Below are 17,697 nucleotides of genomic sequence, written 5' to 3' on the forward strand. Positions count from 1 at the left end.
TCAGTCCTCCCCGAACGCGCGGCCCTGCAGGAACCGCAGCAGGCCCACCGAGGCCGCGAGGGTGACGAGCGTCACGATCACGGAGGTGGCCGAGGCGGCGAACAGGTCGTTGGTGACGAACGCGTCGCGGTAGATGAGCATCATCGGCACCCAGTCGGAGCTGATGGTGGTGGTGAGGGTGAGGAGGGTGTTGGGTTCGCTGAACACCTGGAGAGCGCCGATGATCGAGAACAGTCCGGTCATGATGACGCCGGGCACGATCAGCGGCAGCTTGATGCGCAGGGCCAGCTGCACCTCGCTGCACCCGTCGATGCGGGCGGCGTCGTAGATCTCCGATGGGAGCCCCCGGAGCGAGGTGTAGAGGATGACCATGTTGAAGCCGACCGAGCCCCAGATGGCGATGTTCGCCACCGAGCCGAAGATCATCTCGGCCCCCAGGAACTGCGGGGCGGAGAGCCCGGCGGCCTCGAAGACCGCTGTGATGGGGCTGACTCCCGGGAGGTAGAGGAACCCCCACATCAGGGCCGCGATCACCCCGGGAACCGCGTACGGGATGAAGATCGCGATGCGGGAGAACCGGCCGAACCGGGTCGACAGGTTGTCGAGCAGCAGCGCGAAGACGAGCGCGAGGATCGTCGTGACCGGCACCGAGATCACGCCGTAGACCAGCATGCGGCCGAAGCCCGCCCAGAGCTCGGGGTTGTCGATGCTCGCGAGGTAGTTGTCGAGGCCGACGAAGACCTCCTGCCGGGTTCCCAGGCCGGAGCCGCTGACCCGGGTGCCGCGGAAGCTGAGCCACACCGTGTAGAGGAGTGGGACGAGCAGCAGTCCGAAGGCGAGCAGCACGGCCGGCCCGACGAAGAGCCAGGGCGCGAGCCGCGGGGTGGAGCCGCGCCGCCGACCTCCGGCCGGGCGGGCGACGGCGGTCTCGGCCGCCGCCCGCACCGCCGGGAGGGCGGTCGAGGTGGACGTGGTCATCGGGCTTCGGACACGTCGTAGCCCGCCTTGTCCATGTCGGCGACCACCGCATCCTGAACCGTCGACAGGGCGTCGCTGAAGCTGCCGCCCGAGTTCACCGCGGTGCTGAAAGCATTGGTGAACGCGTCGTAGGCGACCGAGACGTTCGGCCCCCAGGTGACGTCGGCGGTGATGTCGTCGATCTCGGCGGCGGTGGCGTAGAAGTCGGTCTGCTCGGGCATCAGCGCCGGCGGCTTCTGCAGCTCGGGCAGCTCGCGGCCCTCGAGGGTGGCCGGCCAGATACTGGCGAACGTGACGTAGGCCTTCAGGGCGTCCATCGAGGTGTTCAGCCAGAGCGCGAACTGCTTGGCCTGCTCGGGGTGCTTCGCCCCGGTGGTGACGATGGTGCCGCTGCCGCCGAGCACGCCCGAGCTCGGGTCGTTCGGCGTCCACTGCGGCAGCGGCACGGCGGCCCACTTGCCGACGGTGTCGGGGGCGTTGTTATGCAGGATGGGCGGGGTCCAGACGGCGCCGAGCCAGCTGGCCAGGGTGCCGTCGGCGAGGGCCGCCTGCCACTCGGGGGTGTTGGTCTTGAACGTCGCGATCGAGCCGTCGGCGACCAGACCCTGCCAGTAGTCGGCGACCTTCTGCGACGCGGGGTCGTCGATGCCGACGCTCCAGTCGCCGTCGTCCTGCGACCACCACTCGGCGCCGGCCTGCTGGCTGAGCGCTGCGAAGAGCTGGGCGTCGTTCGCGGGGAAGGTGGCGAGGTACTTGGCCGGGTCGGCGGCGTGCAGGGCGGCGGCGGTCGCCGCGTACTCGTCCCAGGTCGTGGGCGCGGTGAGCCCGTACTGCTCGAAGATGTCGGCGCGGTAGTAGAGGAACATGGGCGCGGTGCCCTGGGGCACGGCGTAGTTCGCATCACCGAAGGTGGTCAGGTTCCAGGCCGGCGCTGCGGTCTTGGCCTCGCGGTCGCCCATGATGTCGGTGACGTCGGAGGCGATCTCGCTCGTGACGAGGTTCGGCAGGTTCTCATAGGTCGTGTTCGAGACGTCGGGAAGGCTTCCGGCCTGCTTGGCGGCGGCCAGCTTGGCGACGATCTCGGTCGACGCCACCGAGGTGTTGACATTGACCTGGATGTCGGGGTTCGCCTGGTTCCAGACGTCGACGATCTTCTCGATGTTCGGCGCCCACGACCAGTACTCGAGGGTGATCGGGCCGTCGGGGGTGGATGCGGCGTCGTCGGTTCCGGGGGCGGAGCAGCCGGCCAGGAGGAGGGCCCCCACGGCGAGGGTGGCGAGTGAGAGGGCGCGGATGCGCGCGGCGGGTTTCATCATCGAAGTCGGTCCCTTTGGTCTGGCCCGCTGCACTGCGGGCGGTGGATCCGCCAAAACGTTACCGGTCACGTTTAGCGGATGACGGTCAGCGTACGGGGCGCGCACTCGGCCTCGCAAGGCTTTCGACGAAAAAACGTGACCGGTAACGAAATTCTGACCGGCGGGCATCCGGATGCTCGACGGCGCCGGGCGGGCCGGGCCTCGACCGAGCCGGCCGGGGTCGGCCCGGGATCAGGCCGGGGTGCCGGGGGCGGGGCCGGTCGACTCGCGCACGACGAGCTCGGGCACGGGGTAGGGAACGTGCGGCAGCTCGTCGGGATGTTCGATCATGGAGATCAGGGTCTCGGCGGCGGCGCGGCCCATCGCGTCGAAGTCCTGGCGCACCGTGGTGAGGGAGGGGTGGAAGAACTCGGCCTCCGCGAGGTCGTCGAAGCCGACCACGCTGATGTCGGCGGGGATGCGGATGCCCTGCTCGTGCATCCGCTTCATCAGCCCGAGGGCCATGCGGTCGTTCGACGCGAAGACGGCGGTGGGCTGCAGAGCGAGCACGTCCGGGGCGGCGAGGTAGCCCGAGCGCGAGGACCAGTCTCCGGCGACGAGCCGCAGCGGCTCGAGACCGTGGTGGCGGAGGGTGCGCTCGTAGGCGGCGATGCGGCTGCGGGCCGAGATCCAGTCGGCGGGGCCTGCGAGGTGGGCGATGCGGGTGTGGCCGAGGTCGATCAGGTGCCGGACGGCGGCGAAGGGGCCGACGTCGGGCAGGGCACCGTCGGCGGTCTCGCTCGCGATCATCGCCTCGAGATCGGAACCCCGGTCGACCACGATCGGCACGCCGAGATCGAGGGCGTCGAGCGCTGCGCTGACCGCGTCGGTGGGCGCGGTGGCGAGGACGCCCTCGAGATCGCGGTTGTTGAGCACGTCGAGGGCCTCGTCGAGCTCGGTGTCCTTCATGGGATCGAGGCTGACGATGTCGAGACTGTATCCCGCGCGGCGGGCGGCTTCGCTCGCTCCCTGCATCGTCTTGCTGGGGCCGGTTCCCGAGAGCTCGTAGCCGAGGGCGCCGAGGCGGAAGGTGCGGTTCGTGGCGAGCGAGCGGGCGGTGCGGTTGGGGCGGTAGTTCAGCTCGGCGAGCGCCTGCTCGACCCGCACCTTGTTCGCCGGTCGGATGCCCCCCGTGCCGGTGAGGAAGCGGGCGACCGTCTGGTGCGAGACGCCGGCCATGCGGGCGACGTCGTAGATCGTGGCGGCGCGTTGGGGGGCGGGCCGTGGCTCGGACATCGCGGCCTCCTCGTTCGCATCGACGTTACCGGTCACGATAGCGAATGTTCCCGCCCCGCCCCGGCCAGGACAGGACCGGCGCGGGCCGACGGCGGCTCACGGTGTCGGTGCGTCGAGCATCAGCCGCGCATCCAGGGCCAGGCGGTCGAGGAACAGCTCGTCGTGGCTCACGACGACCAGGCCGCCCCGCCAGGCGCGGAGCACGGTGACGAGGTGGTCGGTCGTCGCCAGGTCGAGGTCGTTCGTCGGCTCGTCGAGCACGAGCAGCTCGGGCGCGGGGCGGGCGAGGACGAGACCGGCCAGGGCGACCCGGAACCGCTCCCCGCCCGACAGCGATCCGGTCGGCCGGTTGACGACCTCGCCCCGAATCAGCAGGCGGGCCAGTGCGTCTCTCAGCTCGCGCGGGGAGGCGGTCGGCGCGTCGAGGGCGATGTGCTCGAGCACGGTGCGGTCGTCGTCGAGCCGATCCTCGCGGTGCTGGGGCAGCCACCCGATGCGGTCCGTGAACGCCACCGCGCCCGTGGCGGGAAGGGGATGCGGGCGGGCTGCGTCCGCGCCGACGAGCTGCGCGAGCAGCGTGGTCTTGCCCGTGCCGTTCGCGCCGACGATCGCGAGGCGTTCCGGACCCTGGAGCACCGTGGCCCGACCCCGGACGGTGAACTCCGCGAGCCGCCGCGCGGCGGGCACCCCCGGATTGGGGAGATCGATCTTCACGTCGTCGTCGTGCCGCACCCGCCCCGAGGCGGCATCGACCTGCTCCCGGGCGCGCGCCTCGGCGTCGGCGTGACCCGACCTGAGCTTCCCGGCCGTCCCTTCGGCGCGGTTGCGTCGCGTGTTGGCGAGGATCTTCGGCATCGACCCGGCCGATCTCTCGCCCGCCTTCGCGCGCCGGGCGATCGTGGTCTCGGCCTCCACCCGCCGTCGGCGCTCCAAGCGGAGCACCTGTTCGGCGGCGCGCAGGTCGCGCTCCGCGGCCGCGTGCTCGACGTCGAGGCGTTCCTCGAAGGCCGACCAGGTGCCGCCGAAGGTGCGCAGGGAACCGTCCCGCAGCTCGGCGACCTCGTCGACGTGCTCGAGGAGCTCGCGGTCGTGGCTCACGACGACGAGGACGCCGGGCCACCGGTCCACGAGATCGAGCAGGATCCCGCGGGAGCGGCGGTCGAGGTTGTTCGTGGGCTCGTCGAGCACCGCGATGGGGCGACCGCGCAGCCGGACGCCCGTGACGGCCGCGAGCACCGCCTGCCCGCCGGAGAGGGTCGCGATCGGTCGCCGCAGCTCGTCGGCGGTCAGGTCGAGGCCCGCTTCGCCGAGCGCGGCGACCGCCCGGGTGTCGACGTCCCAGTCGTCCTGGAGGGCGTCGAGGTGCCGCGGATCGGTGTCGCCCGCCAGGACGGCCTGCAGGGCGTCGAGACGTTCCCGCACGCCGAGCAGATCGGCGACGGTGTCGTCCGGCCCCCGCACGAAGCGCTGGGGCAGGAGGTCGACGGCTCCGCTCGTCGAGACGGTGCCTCGGGTCGGCTCGAGGTCGCCGGTGATGAGCCTCACCAGCGTGGACTTCCCGGCGCCGTTGGCGCCGACGAGGCCGGTGCGCCGGCGCCCGAAGGCGGCGCTGACGTGATCGAGCACGACGGATCCGTCGGGCCAGGCGAAGGAGCAGTCGGTGAGGACGATGGACGGTGTGCTGAGGGTGCTGGACGGCTTGGGCATGGCGCTCCCGGTGGTCGTGTCGGCGCACGACGACGACCGGGCTCCGGCCGGAGGGGCGGGAGCGCGGGCCCACCCGGTCAGCGGGCGGGGGCGGGCGGCGTCAGTGCGAGGGCAGCTGCTGCGTCGTGGACGCAGTACCGGTGACGTTGCGCAAGAGCCGATCTTCCGTGCGGGGAGCCCCCGTGTCCGCGAGCCGTCCGGTCGGCCGGTGTGGTGGCCGCACCGACGTCGCGGCCCGCGACGAGGTAGACCTCGATGCTAGGCGCGAGCGGGTGAGGCCGCAAGCACGGTGGGGGAGCCGAGGGGGAGGCGGGCGACGATGTGGGTGGGGAGACCCTCCGGGGAGAGGGCGTGGGTGGTGAGCTCGTCGGAGTCCTGGTGGGCGATGTGCAGGCGGTCGGCATCGACGAGGTGGTGGCGGGGGGTGCGTCCGCCGCTCGGCACCTGGGCGACCGGGCGGAGGGTCGGGCCGTCGAGCTCGAGGGTGGCCAGCAGGTCGCTGCCGCGCACGCCGACGTAGAGGTGCCGCGCGTCGGGCGAGAGGGCGATCTCGGCGCCGCTGTCGCCGGGCGCGGGGCCGTCGGCGAGAACGGTCACCATCTGCGCCAGGCGGTAGGGGGCGACCGGCGCGGGGTCAGCGGGCGCGGCCGGGTCGTGCGAGGAGGACGGATCCAGCACCGCGACCTCGACCGAGTACTCGGTCACCACGAGCAGGCGGCCGTCGGGGGTGCGCACGAGGTGCCGCGGGCCGGATCCGAGCGGCAGCACCACCTCGCCGAGCGACGCGAGCGACCCAGCGGTATCGGTGTCGGTGCCGGCGCCTACGGCGGGCGGCGTCCACGCCCAGAAGCGCACCAGGTCGTAGCCGAGGTCGGTGGTGGCGAGCATCCGGGAGCCGTCGGGCAGCGGGTCGAGCACGAGCGTCATGTGCGCCTGGCTGCGGGGCGCCTCGTCGGTGTGCTCGTCGACGGGCGGGCGCGAGTCGGCGTGCGGGTCGACGGCGGGCGCTGCGAGCACCGGCGCACCGAGCCGCCCGGCCGGATCGAGCGGGTAGATCAGCACGCGCCCGTCACCCCAGCACGTCGCCGCCACGAAGCCGTCCGAGACCGCGACGTGGCACACGGCGGGCCCGGCCGGCTGCGAGCCGAGACCGGTCAGCACCGAACCCGACACCGCGAACGCCGACACCGTCGAGCGGCTCTCGTCGGCGGTGTAGAGCACGGCGAGCGACGGATGCGCGACCGCGAAGCTCGGCGACGCCGTCGTGTGGGCGGCCCCGGCCACCGCGAGCCCGCCCGAGTCGTCGCGCGTGAGCGGCGTCAGACCGAGGCCGCGCCCCGGGAACTCGGCGGTGTACGAACCGGCCCAGAAGAGGGGCGGGGCGGAGGCGTCGTCGGTCATCCCCTCAGTGTGGCGTGCCGCAAGCCCTGGGCGCGGGGGGCTTGACGTGCTAATTTTTCGGCATGCCTAAAAATGTGCACGAGGCTGAGCGGGCAGCGACGCCCGAGACGGCGCCCCGCGCATCCGCCCCCCGCCCCCGCTGGTGGCACCCCCTGGCCATGCTCGGCCCCGCGTTCGTCGCCTCGATCGCCTACGTCGACCCCGGCAACGTCGCCGCGAACCTCACCTCGGGCGCGCAGTTCGGCTACCTGCTCGTGTGGGTGCTGGTGCTGGCGAACCTGATGGCGATGCTGATCCAGTACCAGTCCGCGAAGCTCGGCATCGTCACCGGGCGCACGCTGCCCGAGCACGTGGGGGCGCGCATCCGTCGCTGGCCCCGGCGCGCGTACTGGCTGCAGGCCGAGCTGGTGGCCGCCGCGACCGACATCGCCGAGGTGATCGGTGGGGCGATCGCGCTGAACCTGCTGTTCGGGCTGCCGCTCGTGCTCGGCGGGCTGATCGTCGGCGTGGTGTCGATGGTGTTGCTGCTCGTGCAGTCGGCGCGGCGGCAGCGCACCTTCGAGTTCGTGATCATCGGCATGCTCGCGGTCATCGCCGTCGGATTCCTCGCCGGCACCGTCGTCTCCCCCGTCAGCTGGTCCGACGCCGCGGCCGGCCTGGTGCCGCGCTTCGAGGGCACCGCGACGGTGCTGCTCGCCGCCAGCATGCTCGGCGCCACGGTCATGCCGCACGCGATCTACCTCCACTCGGCCCTCGCCCGCGACCGTCACCACGCCGAGTGGGCGCGGGTCGCCGAGCGCACCGACTTCACTGCTCAGGATGCTCGTCCCGCGCGCCCGTCCGCCCGCACCGAAGCCGCCCCGTCCGGCGAGGCTGCCGACCCCCGCCCGCCCGCCACCCCCGCAGCGCCGGGCGCGGACGCCTCCCGCCCGCACCCGCCCGGCGACCCCCGCCCGCACGGCGCCGACGTCTCGCGGCTGCGCACCCTCCTCCGCGCCACCCGCACCGACGTGCTGATCGCGCTGCTGCTCGCCGGCATCGTCAACATCGCCATGCTGCTGCTGGCGGCCGCGAGCCTCCGCGGCGTCGCCGGAACCGACACGATCCCGGGCGCCTACGACGCCATCCGCGCCGCGCTCGGGCCCGTGATCGCGACGATCTTCGCCATCGGCCTGCTCGCCTCGGGCCTCGCGTCGACGAGCGTCGGCGCCTATGCGGGCTCGGTGATCATGAAGGGACTGCTGACGATCCGGGTGCCGATCCTGGTGCGCCGCGTGGTGACGCTGATCCCGGCGCTCGCGGTGCTGGCGGCCGGCATCGACCCGACCTGGGCGCTGGTGCTCAGTCAGGTGCTGCTGTCGGTGGGCATCCCGTTCGCGTTGATCCCGCTCATCCGTCTCACCGGCGATCGGCGCGTGATGGGCGGCTTCGTCGACCGGATGCCCGTGCGGGTCGCCGCGTGGACCGTCGCCGCCCTCATCGTCGCCCTCAACGTGGTGCTCATCGTGCTCACCATCACGGGCGCGGGCTGAGCGCAGCCGGGGTAGCGCAAAGGGCCCTCCGCGCAGCCACGAAGGGCCGTTTGCGCGACCCGGCCGTGGCGCGAAACGCGGGCCGGGCGCGGGTCAGGCGCGCGCGGCCTCCAGGCGCAGCTGCTGGAAGCGGAACACGTGGTCGGACCCGGCCACCTCGGCGTAGGCCGCCGTCACCTCGCGCACGAAGGCGCCGTGGGCATCGGCCGGGAGGTGCTCCGTCCACGCCGTGAAGCCCACCGTGCACCACGCCTCGAACGCCGCCGCGGTGCCGAAGTCCCACGCGAGGTCGCTGACCTCTGCACCCGAGACCGTGAGTCCGGTGCCGCCCGCGAGCGCCCGCCACTCCTCAGCCGTTCGGTGCACGTGCGGCGGGTCGACGCCGGCGAAGTGCGACGCCCACGCCGGCCCGGTCGCCACGCGCTGGGCGACGTCCTCGAGCGAGGGCCGCGCGCCCTCCGAGACGAACTGCGCCACGAGCCTCCCGCCGGGCCGGAGCGCATCGCGCAGGTGCGTCAACGCGGCCCCCGAGTCGCGCACCCAGTGCAGCGCGTTCAGCGAGACGGCGAGGTCGAACGGTTCCTCGGCGACGAACGTGGTGACGTCTCCGGCCTCGAACACGACCCCCGGAACCCCCGACGACGAGGCCGTCGACACCATCAGCGGCGACGGGTCGAACCCCACGACCTCACCGACCCACGGCAGCGCGGCGATCATCCGCGTCACGACCCCGTCGCCGCACCCCGCGTCGACCACCCGGGCCGCCCGCCCGCCGGAACCCGCGACCGGCGTCAACGCCTCGGCGAACCGCCGCCCGAGCTCGTGCTGCAGGGTGGCGACCTCGGCGTAGCGCTCGCCGTCCCATCCGGGCATCGCACCTCCAGGTCTCGCGGGTCGTGACTACCGACACCCTCGCACGCACCCCCGACACGGGCAACCGCGGGCGCGACGGATGCGCGACCCGGCCCACCGCGGTCGGCGACCCCGCCCACGCGGGCGGGGCGAGCGGATGCGCGGGATGGGCGTCCGCGGCGAGCGCCGCCGAGCATCCGCCCGGTCACCGCGCGTTCACCTGCCCGACGTACGCTCGCCCCCATGCCCCTGATCGACAACGCGGTCTACGTCGCCGGCCGACGCGCCCGCACCCCCCAGAGCCTCGACGACACCTACGCGCTGATGCGGCAGGACGGCGGCATGGCCTGGATCGGGCTCTACCGCCCCGACGAGGCCGAGGTGCACTCGCTCGAGACCGAGTTCGACCTGCACCACCTCGCCGTCGAGGACGCCCTCACCGGACACCAGCGAGCCAAGCTCGAGCGCTACGGCGAGACCCTGTTCGTGGTGCTGCGGCCGGCCCGTTACGTCGACGCGAGCGAGGAGGTCGAGTTCGGCGAGGTGCACGTCTTCATCGGCCCCGGCTTCGTGGTCACCGTGCGGCACGCCGAGTCGCCGAACCTCGCCGCGGTGCGGCACCGGCTCGAGGGCAACCCCGAACTGCTGGCGCTCGGGCCCGAGGCGGTGCTCTACGCGATCCTCGACGAAGTGGTCGACGAGTACTCGCCGGTGGTGCGCGGGCTGCAGAACGACATCGACGAGATCGAGAAGCAGCTGTTCGGCGGCGACCCCGACGTGTCGCGGCGCATCTACGACCTCCTGGGTGAGGTGATGGATTTCCAGCGGGCCGTGCATCCGCTGATCACCATGCTCGAGGCGCTGCTGCGCGGGGCCGACAAGTACGCGGTCGACCTCGAGGTGCAGCGGGGGCTGCGCGACGTGCTCGACCACGTGCTGGCGGTCGCGGGGCACGGCGACGCCTTCCGGGCCACGCTGCAGAACGCGCTCACCGTTCACTCGACGCTCACCACGCAGCGTCAGAACGACGAGATGCGGCGCATCTCCGAGGCGAGCCTCGCGCTCGCCGACGACACCCGGAAGCTGTCGGAGACGAGCATCCAGCAGGGCGACGAGGTGAAGAAGATCTCGGCGTGGGCGGCCATCCTGTTCGCGCCGAGCCTGATCGGCACCGTCTACGGCATGAACTTCGACCACATGCCCGAGCTGCACTGGGTCTTCGGCTACCCGCTGGCGCTTCTCGCGATGGTGGGGATGGGCGTGGGGCTCTACCTCGTCTTCAAGCGCAATCGCTGGCTGTAGCCGCCTCTAGCCGCCACTAGCCGCCTCTAGTTGCTTCTAGCTGCCCTCGGCCGGCATCGGGTCGGATGCTCGGCCGCCCTCGGCCTCGAGGCCGTCGTGCCGCGGCAGCACGGCCCGGCGGCGGAAGTGCCCGAGGGTCATGAGCAGCACGCCCAGCACGATCCAGCCCGCCAGCACCAGCCACGCGGCCCACGTCGGCGCGGCCGGGAAGTAGGACAGATCGCGAAGCAGCGTCGCGCCCGCGCCCGGCGGCAGGAACTGCCCCACCGCACCCCACGGCGCGGGCAGGAACTGCACCGGCTGCGCGGCCCCCGAGATCGGGTTGCCGACGAGCATCGCGAGCACCGCGCCGACCGCGATGCCGGGCGGGCCGATCAGCGAGGTCATGCCCACGATGAAGGCGCTGATCGAGATCACCGCGGCCCCCACGGCGAGCCCGTTCAGCACGGGGTTCCCCTGCAGGATGCCGAACCACCCCTGCCCGATCGCCACCACGACCACCCCGACCGCGACCCCGTAGGCGAGCACGGCCACGAGCCGGCGCCAGACTCCGGCGACCAGCAGCGAGACCGCGATGCCGCCGATCATGCCGCCGATGACCAGGGGGAAGGCGAGGGCCGTGAGGCCGGACCCCCGCGCATCCGTCGACGCCAACGGCACCACGTCGGTGACCGCGATCGTGGGCACGGCATCGGCCGCGACGCCCTGCGCCTCGAGCTGCTGCGCGAAGACGCCCTGGAGCTGCGCGGCGAGCTGCGTGAAGACCTGGCTCGCCGCGACGCCGTTCGCCGAGGCCGTGAGCACCTCGGGCACCGACTCGTCGGCGACGACCGCGCCGAGCACCTCGCGGCTCTCGATCATCGCGACGGCGTCGTCCCTCGAGGAGGCCCGGCTGACGTCGAACGTAGCCGACGCCACGGTGTCGAGCTGCTGCGCGAGCGCCTCGGCGGCCGGGCCCTCGCCCGTGACGACCACGGGCACCGCGTGCACGGTCGACGTGACCGACGGCCAGGTGAACGCGAGCACGAAGACGCCGACCACGACGGCGGCGAGCACGCTCACCACGGCGACGCGGCTCCAGCGGGTGACGGGGCGGTTCATCGGGCTCCTCGGGTGGTGGGTGCGGGGGTCGCCGCGCCGGCCTGCGCGCGGGTGTCGCGGGTGCCGGTCCGCGTGCGGGGGCACCCTCCATCATCGCCGGTAGCCTGGGCGGGTGACGGATGCGCGCGGGAACGAGCTGGGACGAGCATCCGCCGACCACCCCACCCCGCCCGGCCTGTGGCGCGCCGAGCCCCCGACGGCCGAGCCCGGACACGACAAGCCCACCCCGGCGGAGCCTGGCCACGACCAGCCCGGCCCCGGACCGAGCCACGAGCTCAGCGCCGGCGGCGTCGGCCCCTGGATCGGCGAGCGGCCGACCGAGCCCTGGTACGACCCCGAGCTGCTCGAGCGCGGGGACACCCGGAACGTCGTCGACCGCTTCCGCTACTGGCGGATGGACGCGATCGTCGCCGAACTCGACCGCACCCGGCACCCCTTCCACGTGGCGATCGAGAACTGGCAGCACGACCTCAACATCGGCTCGATCGTGCGCAGCGCCAACGCCTTCGCGGCCGAGACGGTGCACATCGTGGGCCGCCGCCGCTGGAACAAGCGCGGCGCGATGGTGACCGACCGCTACCAGCACGTGCAGAACCACCCCGACGTCGCGGCGCTGGTCGCGTACTGCGCCGCCGAGTCGCTGCCGATCATCGCGATCGACAACGTACCGGGCAGCGTCATCATCGAGACGTTCGACTTCCCGGCGCGGTGCCTGCTTCTGTTCGGCCAGGAAGGCCCCGGCCTCTCGCCGGAGGCGCTGGCGGCGGCGGATGCGGTGGTCGAGATCTCCCAGTTCGGCTCGACCCGCTCGATCAACGCCTCGGCGGCCGCGGCGGTCGCGATGCACGCCTGGATCGTGCAGCACCACCCCTTCTGACGGTCGGTACGGGAGGAGAATCGGGCCGATGGGCGCGTATACGGGCTATCGCCCGGATTCTCCTCCCGTGCCGACGGCGGAGGGGCGCGAGGGCGCGGGCGCGGCGGCCGAGACGGTGGGGTCGCCCGCGGTGATCGGCCGAGCATCCGCGTCGCTGGTTTCGGGCAGCGATTGGTTGCCACCGTCGGCGAGCCCGCGGGGCGGGCGGCGGCCGCGCCAGGGCACCGTCGCGATCAGCACGCCCGCGATCACGATCGCGCCGCCCACGAGGTCGCCCGCGTTCGGCACCTCCCCGAGGATCAGCCACGCGCTCGTGAACCCCGCCACCGGCACCAGCATCGAGAACGGCGCGACGCGGCTCGACGGGTTGCGCTTCATCAGCGTCACCCAGATGCCCGATCCGACGACCGTGCCGAGCAGCACCGTGTACGCCAGCCCGATGAGAGCGGGCAGCGCCGAGGGCGTGAACGCGGTGGCGAGCGACTCGCCGATGCGCGCCGGCCCCTCGACCAGCAGCGACAGGATGAGCAGGGGCACGGGCGGCACGACCGACATCCACATCGTGAGCCCGAGCGGGCTGACCGGCTTCGCCTGGCGGCTGCAGATGTTGCCGAACGCCCAGCCGAGCGCGCCGAACAGCGTCAGCACCACCGGCAGCAGCGCCGAGACGCCCGCCCGCTCGGCCGCGATCACGCCGAGCCCGGCGACGGCGATCAGGATGCCCACCCCCTGCACCACGGTCAGCCGCTCCCGAAGCCACAGCGCGGCCAGCACCACCGTGAAGGGCGCCGAGGCCTGCAGCACGAGCGAGGCCAGCCCGGGCGGCATGCCGGCCGACATCCCCGCGTATAGGAACGCGAACTGCAGGATGCCGAACCCCAGCCCGTACCCGAGCAGCCACCGCACCTTCACGCCGGGCCACTTCACGAACAGCACCGTCGGGATCGCCAGCACCAGGAACCGCAGCGCCACTAGGAAGAACGGCGGGAAGTGCTCCAGCGAGAAGTGGATCGCCACGAAGTTGACCCCCCAGAGCACGGCGACGAGGGCGGCGAGGAGGCGATCGCGCAGGGGCATGGGGCCAGCCTCGCGGCGCGGGCCCCGGCGCACAAGCGACCATCGCTTCACCCACGATGTGGCTGAGGTTCACAGTGCGGCGGCGGTTCCCGGTGAAGGGCGGGTTTCGCGGTGCACCGGAGGTTGGGGCGGCCGCGGTGCGATGCGGCGGATGCGCGGGGGGTCGCCGTAGCCTGGGTGCCGTGTGCGCATCCGCTCGTCACCCCGCCCCCGCGCTGCACCGCGTCGCCGTGCTGGTGCTGGACGGTGCGAAGCCGCTGGACGTCGGCATCCCGGCGCAGGTGTTCACGACGCGCGCGAGCATGCCGTACGAGGTGCGGGTGTGCGGGGCGGCGCCCGGGCTCGTGACCGGCGGCGACGGGCTGTCGTGGCACGTCGCCCACGGGCTCGAGGCGCTGGAGTGGGCGGAGATCGTGTTCATCCCGGGGTACCGGCACCCCGATCGCGAGGATCCGCCGCCCGTCGTCGTCGAGGCGCTGCGGGCGGCGCACTCGCGCGGCGCGCGGCTCGCGGCGATCTCGACGGGGGCGTTCGCGCTCGCCGCGACCGGGTTGCTCGACGGGCGACGGGCGACCACGCACTGGCACTACACGCGGGCGCTGGCGGCGCGGTATCCGGCGACCGAGGTCGACGAGAACGTGCTCTTCGTCGACGAGGGCGCGGTGCTGACCTCGGCGGGGGCCGCCTCGGGGCTCGACCTCTGCCTGCACGTGCTGCGCGGCGACCTCGGCGTGGCCGCGTCGAACCACGCGGCGCGGCGGCTCGTCGCGGCGCCGTACCGGAGCGGCGGTCAGGCGCAGTACGTGCCGCGGAGCGTTCCGGAGCCGCTCGGGGAGCGCTTCGCCGCGACCCGCGAGTGGGCGCTGCGGCACCTCGGCGAACCGCTCGGGCTCACCGAGCTCGCCCGCCACGCGGCCGTCTCGCCCCGCACCTTCTCGCGGCGCTTCGCCGACGACACCGGCTACACGCCGATGCAGTGGGTGCTGCGGGCGCGCATCGACGTGGCGCGGGAGCTGCTCGAGCGCTCGACGCTCGGCGTCGAGCAGATCGCGGCCGACGTCGGGCTCGGCACGGGGGCGAACCTCAGGATGCACTTCCAGCGCATCCTGGGCACGACGCCGAGCGACTACCGCCGCACGTTCTCCCGCGGCGAGTGAGCCGCGACGCGGCGCGGCTGCCCATCCGCGCGCGCGGGTCGCGCGGATGGGCAGCGCCCAGTGTGCTGGGCGGCGGGACTGAGGCGCCACGAGCGCGCGGGTGGGGATCGTCCAGGTGGGCAGCGCGCCTGCGGCGGGATCCAGGTGCCACGCGCGCAGGTACGGCGCGGCGGGTGCGGCGTGTGGGTGGCGGGATCCTTGCGGACGGTGTCCGGAGGGCCGCTGGCGGGCATCCGGGGGCTCGGTGAGCCTGGAGACCTCGCTTCGTGAGACGAAAGGAACCCCCATGACACGCATCGCCATCAACGGCTTCGGACGGATCGGCCGCAACGCCCTGCGCGCCCTGCTCGAGCGCGACTCGACCCTCGAGGTCGTCGCCGTGAACGACCTCACCGAACCGGCCGCGCTGGCCCGGCTGCTCGCCTTCGACACCACCGCGGGCCGCCTCGGCCACCCCGTCTCGGTGGAGGGCACGACGCTCGTCGTCGACGGCCGGCGCATCGAGGTGCTGGCCGAACGCGACCCGGCGCAGCTGCCCTGGGCGGAGCTCGGCGTCGACCTCGTGCTCGAGTCGACCGGCCGCTTCACCTCGGCCGAGGCCGCCCGCGCCCACCTCGACGCGGGCGCCAGGAAGGTGCTCGTCAGCGCGCCGTCGGACGGCGCGGACGTGACGCTCGCGCTCGGCGTGAACACCGACGCCTACGACCAGGAGCGGCACCGGATCGTGTCGAACGCGTCCTGCACCACGAACGCCCTCGCGCCGCTCGCCGCGGTGCTCGACGAGCTCGCCGGCATCGAGCACGCCTTCATGACCACCGTGCACGCGTACACGCAGGAGCAGAACCTGCAGGACGCCCCGCACCGCGACCCGCGCCGCGCTCGGGCCGCCGCCGTGAACATCGTGCCGACGACCACCGGGGCGGCGAAGGCCATCGGGCTCGTGCTGCCGCAGTTGGACGGGAAGCTGTCGGGGGACTCGATCCGGGTGCCGGTGCCCGTGGGGTCGATCGTGGAGCTGAACGCGACGGTGACGCGGGACGTGACGCGCGCGGACGTGCTGGACGCCTACCGGTCGGCGGCCGCGGGGGCGCTGGCGGGCATCCTGGAGTACAGCGACGACGAACTGGTGTCGTCGGACATCACGGGCAACCCGGCCTCGTCGATCTTCGACTCGAAGCTGACGCGCGTCGACGGGCGGCACGTCAAGGTGGTGGCCTGGTACGACAACGAGTGGGGCTTCTCGAACCGCGTCATCGACACGCTCGAGCTGCTCGCGCGCGGCTGAGTCGCGGCTCTTGCCCGCGCCCACGCCCCCGCCGTCGCGTGAGTCGCGGCAAACGGTCGCGTTTCGGGCTGAGTCGCGGCGAAGTGCGACGCATTGCCGCGACTCAGCGGCGGGCGGCCGGGGGCCGGGGCGGGGCGCGGCGGGGCGGGCGAGCGCGGAGCGTCAGCGGCCGTGCTCGGCGAGGATCGTGTCGAGGTCGATGCGCTTCAGCAGGCCCGCCCAGTCGAAGGAGCGGGCGGCGTCGATCGCGTCGTCCTCGGCGACGACCTTGCCGTTGCGGTGCACGGTGACGCCCGCCGGCGCCTCGGCGTTGACGATCCGCAGGATCTCGTCGTTCACCGCCTCGGTGTCGAAGTCGGCGCCGTAGCGGGCGTAGACGTCGGCGTTCACGGTGTAGTTCAGCACGGTGATATCGGTGTGGGTCACCGCTTCAGTCTCGTGCAGCCGGCGGCGGGGCGCCACCCCTGGCCGCTGAGCGCCGGCCCTGGCCCCGGCCCCTTGCGGGTTCGCGCGACCGGCATAGCGTGAGGGGCATGGAGCAATCAGAGATCCGCTGGAACGACGAGGCTCGCGCGAAGATCCTCGACGACGCCGACACCGTGCTCCGCGAGGCCGTTCAGGCCGTCGCGGCATCCCACGCCGACGCCACTTCCGACGAGGTGTACGCCGAGCTGAACCGCCACCTCAAGGACCGGTTCATCGACTACGAGCCCGGGCCGGATGTGCGGAAGTACGCCGACGCCATCGTCGCCGGCGAGTTCTCGGCGAGCTGAGGGCCGCGCCTCAGCGCTCGGCCGCGAGGGCGGCGTAGCCTGCCCGGAGGGCCGAGCGCAGCGACGACTCGGGCCAGAGTGCGAGCAGCTCGGCCGGGAGTGCTGCCGACCCGGAATCGGCACCGCTGCCGGCGTAGGACGAGCGGATGAACGCCGCCACCGCCTCGAGCTGGTCCGCCTGCCGCTCGCCGAACGCCCGGTCGACCACGGCGCCGTGCCCCGGCACGATCGCCTCGTCGGCTCCGACGCGCCCGAGCACCGAGCGCAGCGCCGCCGGCCACCCCAGCGGGAACGATCCCGAGCCGAACATGGGCGCCCCCGACTCCTCGAGAACGTCCCCCAGGAACCAGACCCCCGCATCCGGCACATGGACCGCGAGGTCGGTGTCGGTGTGGCCCGGCTCGATCGGCAGCAGCTCGATCATCCGCTCGCCCGGGTCGATGGTGAACGGCGCGTCGACGAGCACCGTCGGCGGAGTGAGGTGCACGCCGGCCCAGCTCTTGTCGGGCTCGCGCGACGGGTCGGCCTGCACGGCCGCGAGCCGCGGGGCCTCGTGCTGCTCGAAGTGCCGCGGCACGAGCACGTGCCCGTAGATGCCGACCCCGTGCGCCGCGAAGCGTTCGTTGCCGAAGGTGTGGTCGTAGTGGGCGTGCGTGTTGATCGCCGCGACCACCGGGCGCCGGAACTCGGCGACGACGTCCCGCAGGATCTCGTCGCCCTCCTCAGGGCTGTTCCGCGTGTCGACGATGGTCACGCCGGTCGGCCCGACGATCGCCCCCACCGACACGTCGACCGGCTCGTACCGCCGCACGAAGACTCCGTCGCCGACTTCGGTCCATCCGTTCGCGTGGCTGCTCATGCGGGCCACGGTATCCGGATGCGCGCCGCGCCGCCCGGGCCCCGCCCCACTTCGGGTGCCGCTCACCCGCCGGCGCCGGGCCCGTCTGGGTCGTGCGCGTCGGTGCCGCTCGTGCGTCTGTGTCGTGCGTCTGTGCCGCTCGTCCGTCGGTGCCGTGCACGTCGGGTCGTCTCCCGTTCGGCGCGGTCGGACGGGTGGCGCGCGA

General features: G+C 73.2%; 16 protein-coding genes. 6 read left to right on the forward strand and 10 right to left on the reverse strand.

From position 1 onward, the window contains the following. The 5 genes from HQQ85_RS09470 to HQQ85_RS09490 all read right to left on the reverse strand — a co-directional run bounded on the left by HQQ85_RS09470 (position 1) and on the right by HQQ85_RS09490 (position 6,677). Entirely contained in the window at positions 1-978 is a 978-nt protein-coding gene (locus HQQ85_RS09470) for a carbohydrate ABC transporter permease (RefSeq protein ID WP_173182262.1), read from the reverse strand. Then, positions 975-2,294 carry an ABC transporter substrate-binding protein gene (locus HQQ85_RS09475; RefSeq protein ID WP_173182263.1) on the reverse strand — a complete coding sequence of 440 codons (1,320 nt, stop codon included), beginning with the start codon at positions 2,292-2,294 and terminating at the stop codon, positions 975-977. The genes HQQ85_RS09470 and HQQ85_RS09475 overlap by 4 nt, the downstream gene beginning before the upstream one ends. Positions 2,295-2,525: 231 nt before the next feature. Then, positions 2,526-3,605 carry a LacI family DNA-binding transcriptional regulator gene (locus tag HQQ85_RS09480; RefSeq protein ID WP_173182264.1) on the reverse strand — a complete coding sequence of 360 codons (1,080 nt, stop codon included), beginning with the start codon at positions 3,603-3,605 and terminating at the stop codon, positions 2,526-2,528. 60 nt (positions 3,606-3,665) lie between these two features. Next, positions 3,666-5,276 (reverse strand): ATP-binding cassette domain-containing protein, encoded by a 1,611-nt coding sequence (locus HQQ85_RS09485; protein ID WP_173182265.1) that lies wholly within the window; start codon positions 5,274-5,276, stop codon positions 3,666-3,668. A 258-nt stretch (positions 5,277-5,534) separates the two neighbouring features. Next, on the reverse strand, positions 5,535-6,677 hold the full coding sequence (locus HQQ85_RS09490) for a beta-propeller fold lactonase family protein (RefSeq protein ID WP_173182266.1): 1,143 nt from the start codon (positions 6,675-6,677) through the stop codon (positions 5,535-5,537). Positions 6,678-6,739: 62 nt separating this feature from the next. Between HQQ85_RS09490 and HQQ85_RS09495 the strand changes: the two genes are divergently transcribed. Further along, complete coding sequence (locus HQQ85_RS09495) at positions 6,740-8,209, forward strand: Nramp family divalent metal transporter (RefSeq protein WP_216851599.1); 1,470 nt, start codon at positions 6,740-6,742, stop codon at positions 8,207-8,209. A 93-nt stretch (positions 8,210-8,302) separates the two neighbouring features. Here HQQ85_RS09495 and HQQ85_RS09500 read toward each other — a convergent pair whose 3' ends face one another. After that, the gene (locus HQQ85_RS09500; RefSeq protein ID WP_173182267.1) at positions 8,303-9,082 is read right to left on the reverse strand and encodes a methyltransferase domain-containing protein; all 780 of its coding nucleotides are present in this window, start codon (positions 9,080-9,082) and stop codon (positions 8,303-8,305) included. A 222-nt stretch (positions 9,083-9,304) separates the two neighbouring features. Here HQQ85_RS09500 and HQQ85_RS09505 point away from each other — a divergent pair, with 222 nt between their 5' ends. Then, a complete protein-coding gene (locus HQQ85_RS09505; protein WP_173182268.1) occupies positions 9,305-10,363 on the forward strand; it encodes a magnesium and cobalt transport protein CorA in 1,059 nt (352 codons plus the stop codon). A gap of 36 nt (positions 10,364-10,399) precedes the next feature. Here the strand turns inward: HQQ85_RS09505 and HQQ85_RS09510 are convergent, their stop codons facing one another. Then, a complete protein-coding gene (locus tag HQQ85_RS09510) occupies positions 10,400-11,464 on the reverse strand; it encodes a hypothetical protein (protein ID WP_173182269.1) in 1,065 nt (354 codons plus the stop codon). Positions 11,465-11,765: 301 nt separating this feature from the next. On the opposite strand from HQQ85_RS09510, the gene HQQ85_RS09515 reads away from it, so the two are divergent. After that, entirely contained in the window at positions 11,766-12,341 is a 576-nt protein-coding gene (locus HQQ85_RS09515; protein WP_371741885.1) for a TrmH family RNA methyltransferase, read from the forward strand. Between the two features lie 45 nt (positions 12,342-12,386). On the opposite strand, the gene HQQ85_RS09520 is transcribed toward HQQ85_RS09515, so the two are convergent. Next, on the reverse strand, positions 12,387-13,418 hold the full coding sequence (locus HQQ85_RS09520) for an EamA family transporter (RefSeq protein WP_173182270.1): 1,032 nt from the start codon (positions 13,416-13,418) through the stop codon (positions 12,387-12,389). Between the two features lie 182 nt (positions 13,419-13,600). On the opposite strand from HQQ85_RS09520, the gene HQQ85_RS09525 reads away from it, so the two are divergent. Both HQQ85_RS09525 and gap read left to right on the forward strand, forming a co-directional pair. Beyond that, positions 13,601-14,575, forward strand: coding sequence for a helix-turn-helix domain-containing protein (locus tag HQQ85_RS09525; RefSeq protein WP_173182271.1), 975 nt, complete (start codon positions 13,601-13,603; stop codon positions 14,573-14,575). 286 nt (positions 14,576-14,861) lie between these two features. Then, the gene (gap, locus tag HQQ85_RS09530; protein WP_173182272.1) at positions 14,862-15,860 is read left to right on the forward strand and encodes a type I glyceraldehyde-3-phosphate dehydrogenase; all 999 of its coding nucleotides are present in this window, start codon (positions 14,862-14,864) and stop codon (positions 15,858-15,860) included. 162 nt (positions 15,861-16,022) lie between these two features. On the opposite strand, the gene HQQ85_RS09535 is transcribed toward gap, so the two are convergent. Next, the gene (locus HQQ85_RS09535; RefSeq protein ID WP_173182273.1) at positions 16,023-16,286 is read right to left on the reverse strand and encodes a hypothetical protein; all 264 of its coding nucleotides are present in this window, start codon (positions 16,284-16,286) and stop codon (positions 16,023-16,025) included. Between the two features lie 107 nt (positions 16,287-16,393). Here HQQ85_RS09535 and HQQ85_RS09540 point away from each other — a divergent pair, with 107 nt between their 5' ends. Beyond that, the gene (locus tag HQQ85_RS09540; RefSeq protein ID WP_173182274.1) at positions 16,394-16,633 is read left to right on the forward strand and encodes a hypothetical protein; all 240 of its coding nucleotides are present in this window, start codon (positions 16,394-16,396) and stop codon (positions 16,631-16,633) included. Between the two features lie 10 nt (positions 16,634-16,643). On the opposite strand, the gene HQQ85_RS09545 is transcribed toward HQQ85_RS09540, so the two are convergent. Continuing rightward, positions 16,644-17,492, reverse strand: coding sequence for an MBL fold metallo-hydrolase (locus HQQ85_RS09545; protein WP_173182275.1), 849 nt, complete (start codon positions 17,490-17,492; stop codon positions 16,644-16,646). Positions 17,493-17,697 lie beyond the last annotated feature (205 nt).

The organism is Herbiconiux sp. VKM Ac-2851 (assembly GCF_013205105.1).
GTDB classification, from domain to species: Bacteria; Actinomycetota; Actinomycetes; order Actinomycetales; family Microbacteriaceae; genus Herbiconiux; species Herbiconiux flava.

What these genes read in the sequence shown, in the direction of transcription:
- HQQ85_RS09470 (WP_173182262.1), bottom strand. Translation starts at nt 978, where the DNA reads ATGACCACGTCCACCTCGACCGCCCTCCCGGCGGTGCGGGCGGCGGCC.
- HQQ85_RS09475 (WP_173182263.1), bottom strand. Translation starts at nt 2,294, where the DNA reads ATGATGAAACCCGCCGCGCGCATCCGCGCCCTCTCACTCGCCACCCTC.
- HQQ85_RS09485 (WP_173182265.1), bottom strand. Translation starts at nt 5,276, where the DNA reads ATGCCCAAGCCGTCCAGCACCCTCAGCACACCGTCCATCGTCCTCACC.
- HQQ85_RS09490 (WP_173182266.1), bottom strand. Translation starts at nt 6,677, where the DNA reads ATGACCGACGACGCCTCCGCCCCGCCCCTCTTCTGGGCCGGTTCGTAC.
- HQQ85_RS09495 (WP_216851599.1), top strand. Translation starts at nt 6,740, where the DNA reads ATGCCTAAAAATGTGCACGAGGCTGAGCGGGCAGCGACGCCCGAGACG.
- HQQ85_RS09500 (WP_173182267.1), bottom strand. Translation starts at nt 9,082, where the DNA reads ATGCCCGGATGGGACGGCGAGCGCTACGCCGAGGTCGCCACCCTGCAG.
- HQQ85_RS09505 (WP_173182268.1), top strand. Translation starts at nt 9,305, where the DNA reads ATGCCCCTGATCGACAACGCGGTCTACGTCGCCGGCCGACGCGCCCGC.
- HQQ85_RS09510 (WP_173182269.1), bottom strand. Translation starts at nt 11,464, where the DNA reads ATGAACCGCCCCGTCACCCGCTGGAGCCGCGTCGCCGTGGTGAGCGTG.
- HQQ85_RS09520 (WP_173182270.1), bottom strand. Translation starts at nt 13,418, where the DNA reads ATGCCCCTGCGCGATCGCCTCCTCGCCGCCCTCGTCGCCGTGCTCTGG.
- gap (WP_173182272.1), top strand. Translation starts at nt 14,862, where the DNA reads ATGACACGCATCGCCATCAACGGCTTCGGACGGATCGGCCGCAACGCC.
- HQQ85_RS09540 (WP_173182274.1), top strand. Translation starts at nt 16,394, where the DNA reads ATGGAGCAATCAGAGATCCGCTGGAACGACGAGGCTCGCGCGAAGATC.
- HQQ85_RS09545 (WP_173182275.1), bottom strand. Translation starts at nt 17,492, where the DNA reads ATGAGCAGCCACGCGAACGGATGGACCGAAGTCGGCGACGGAGTCTTC.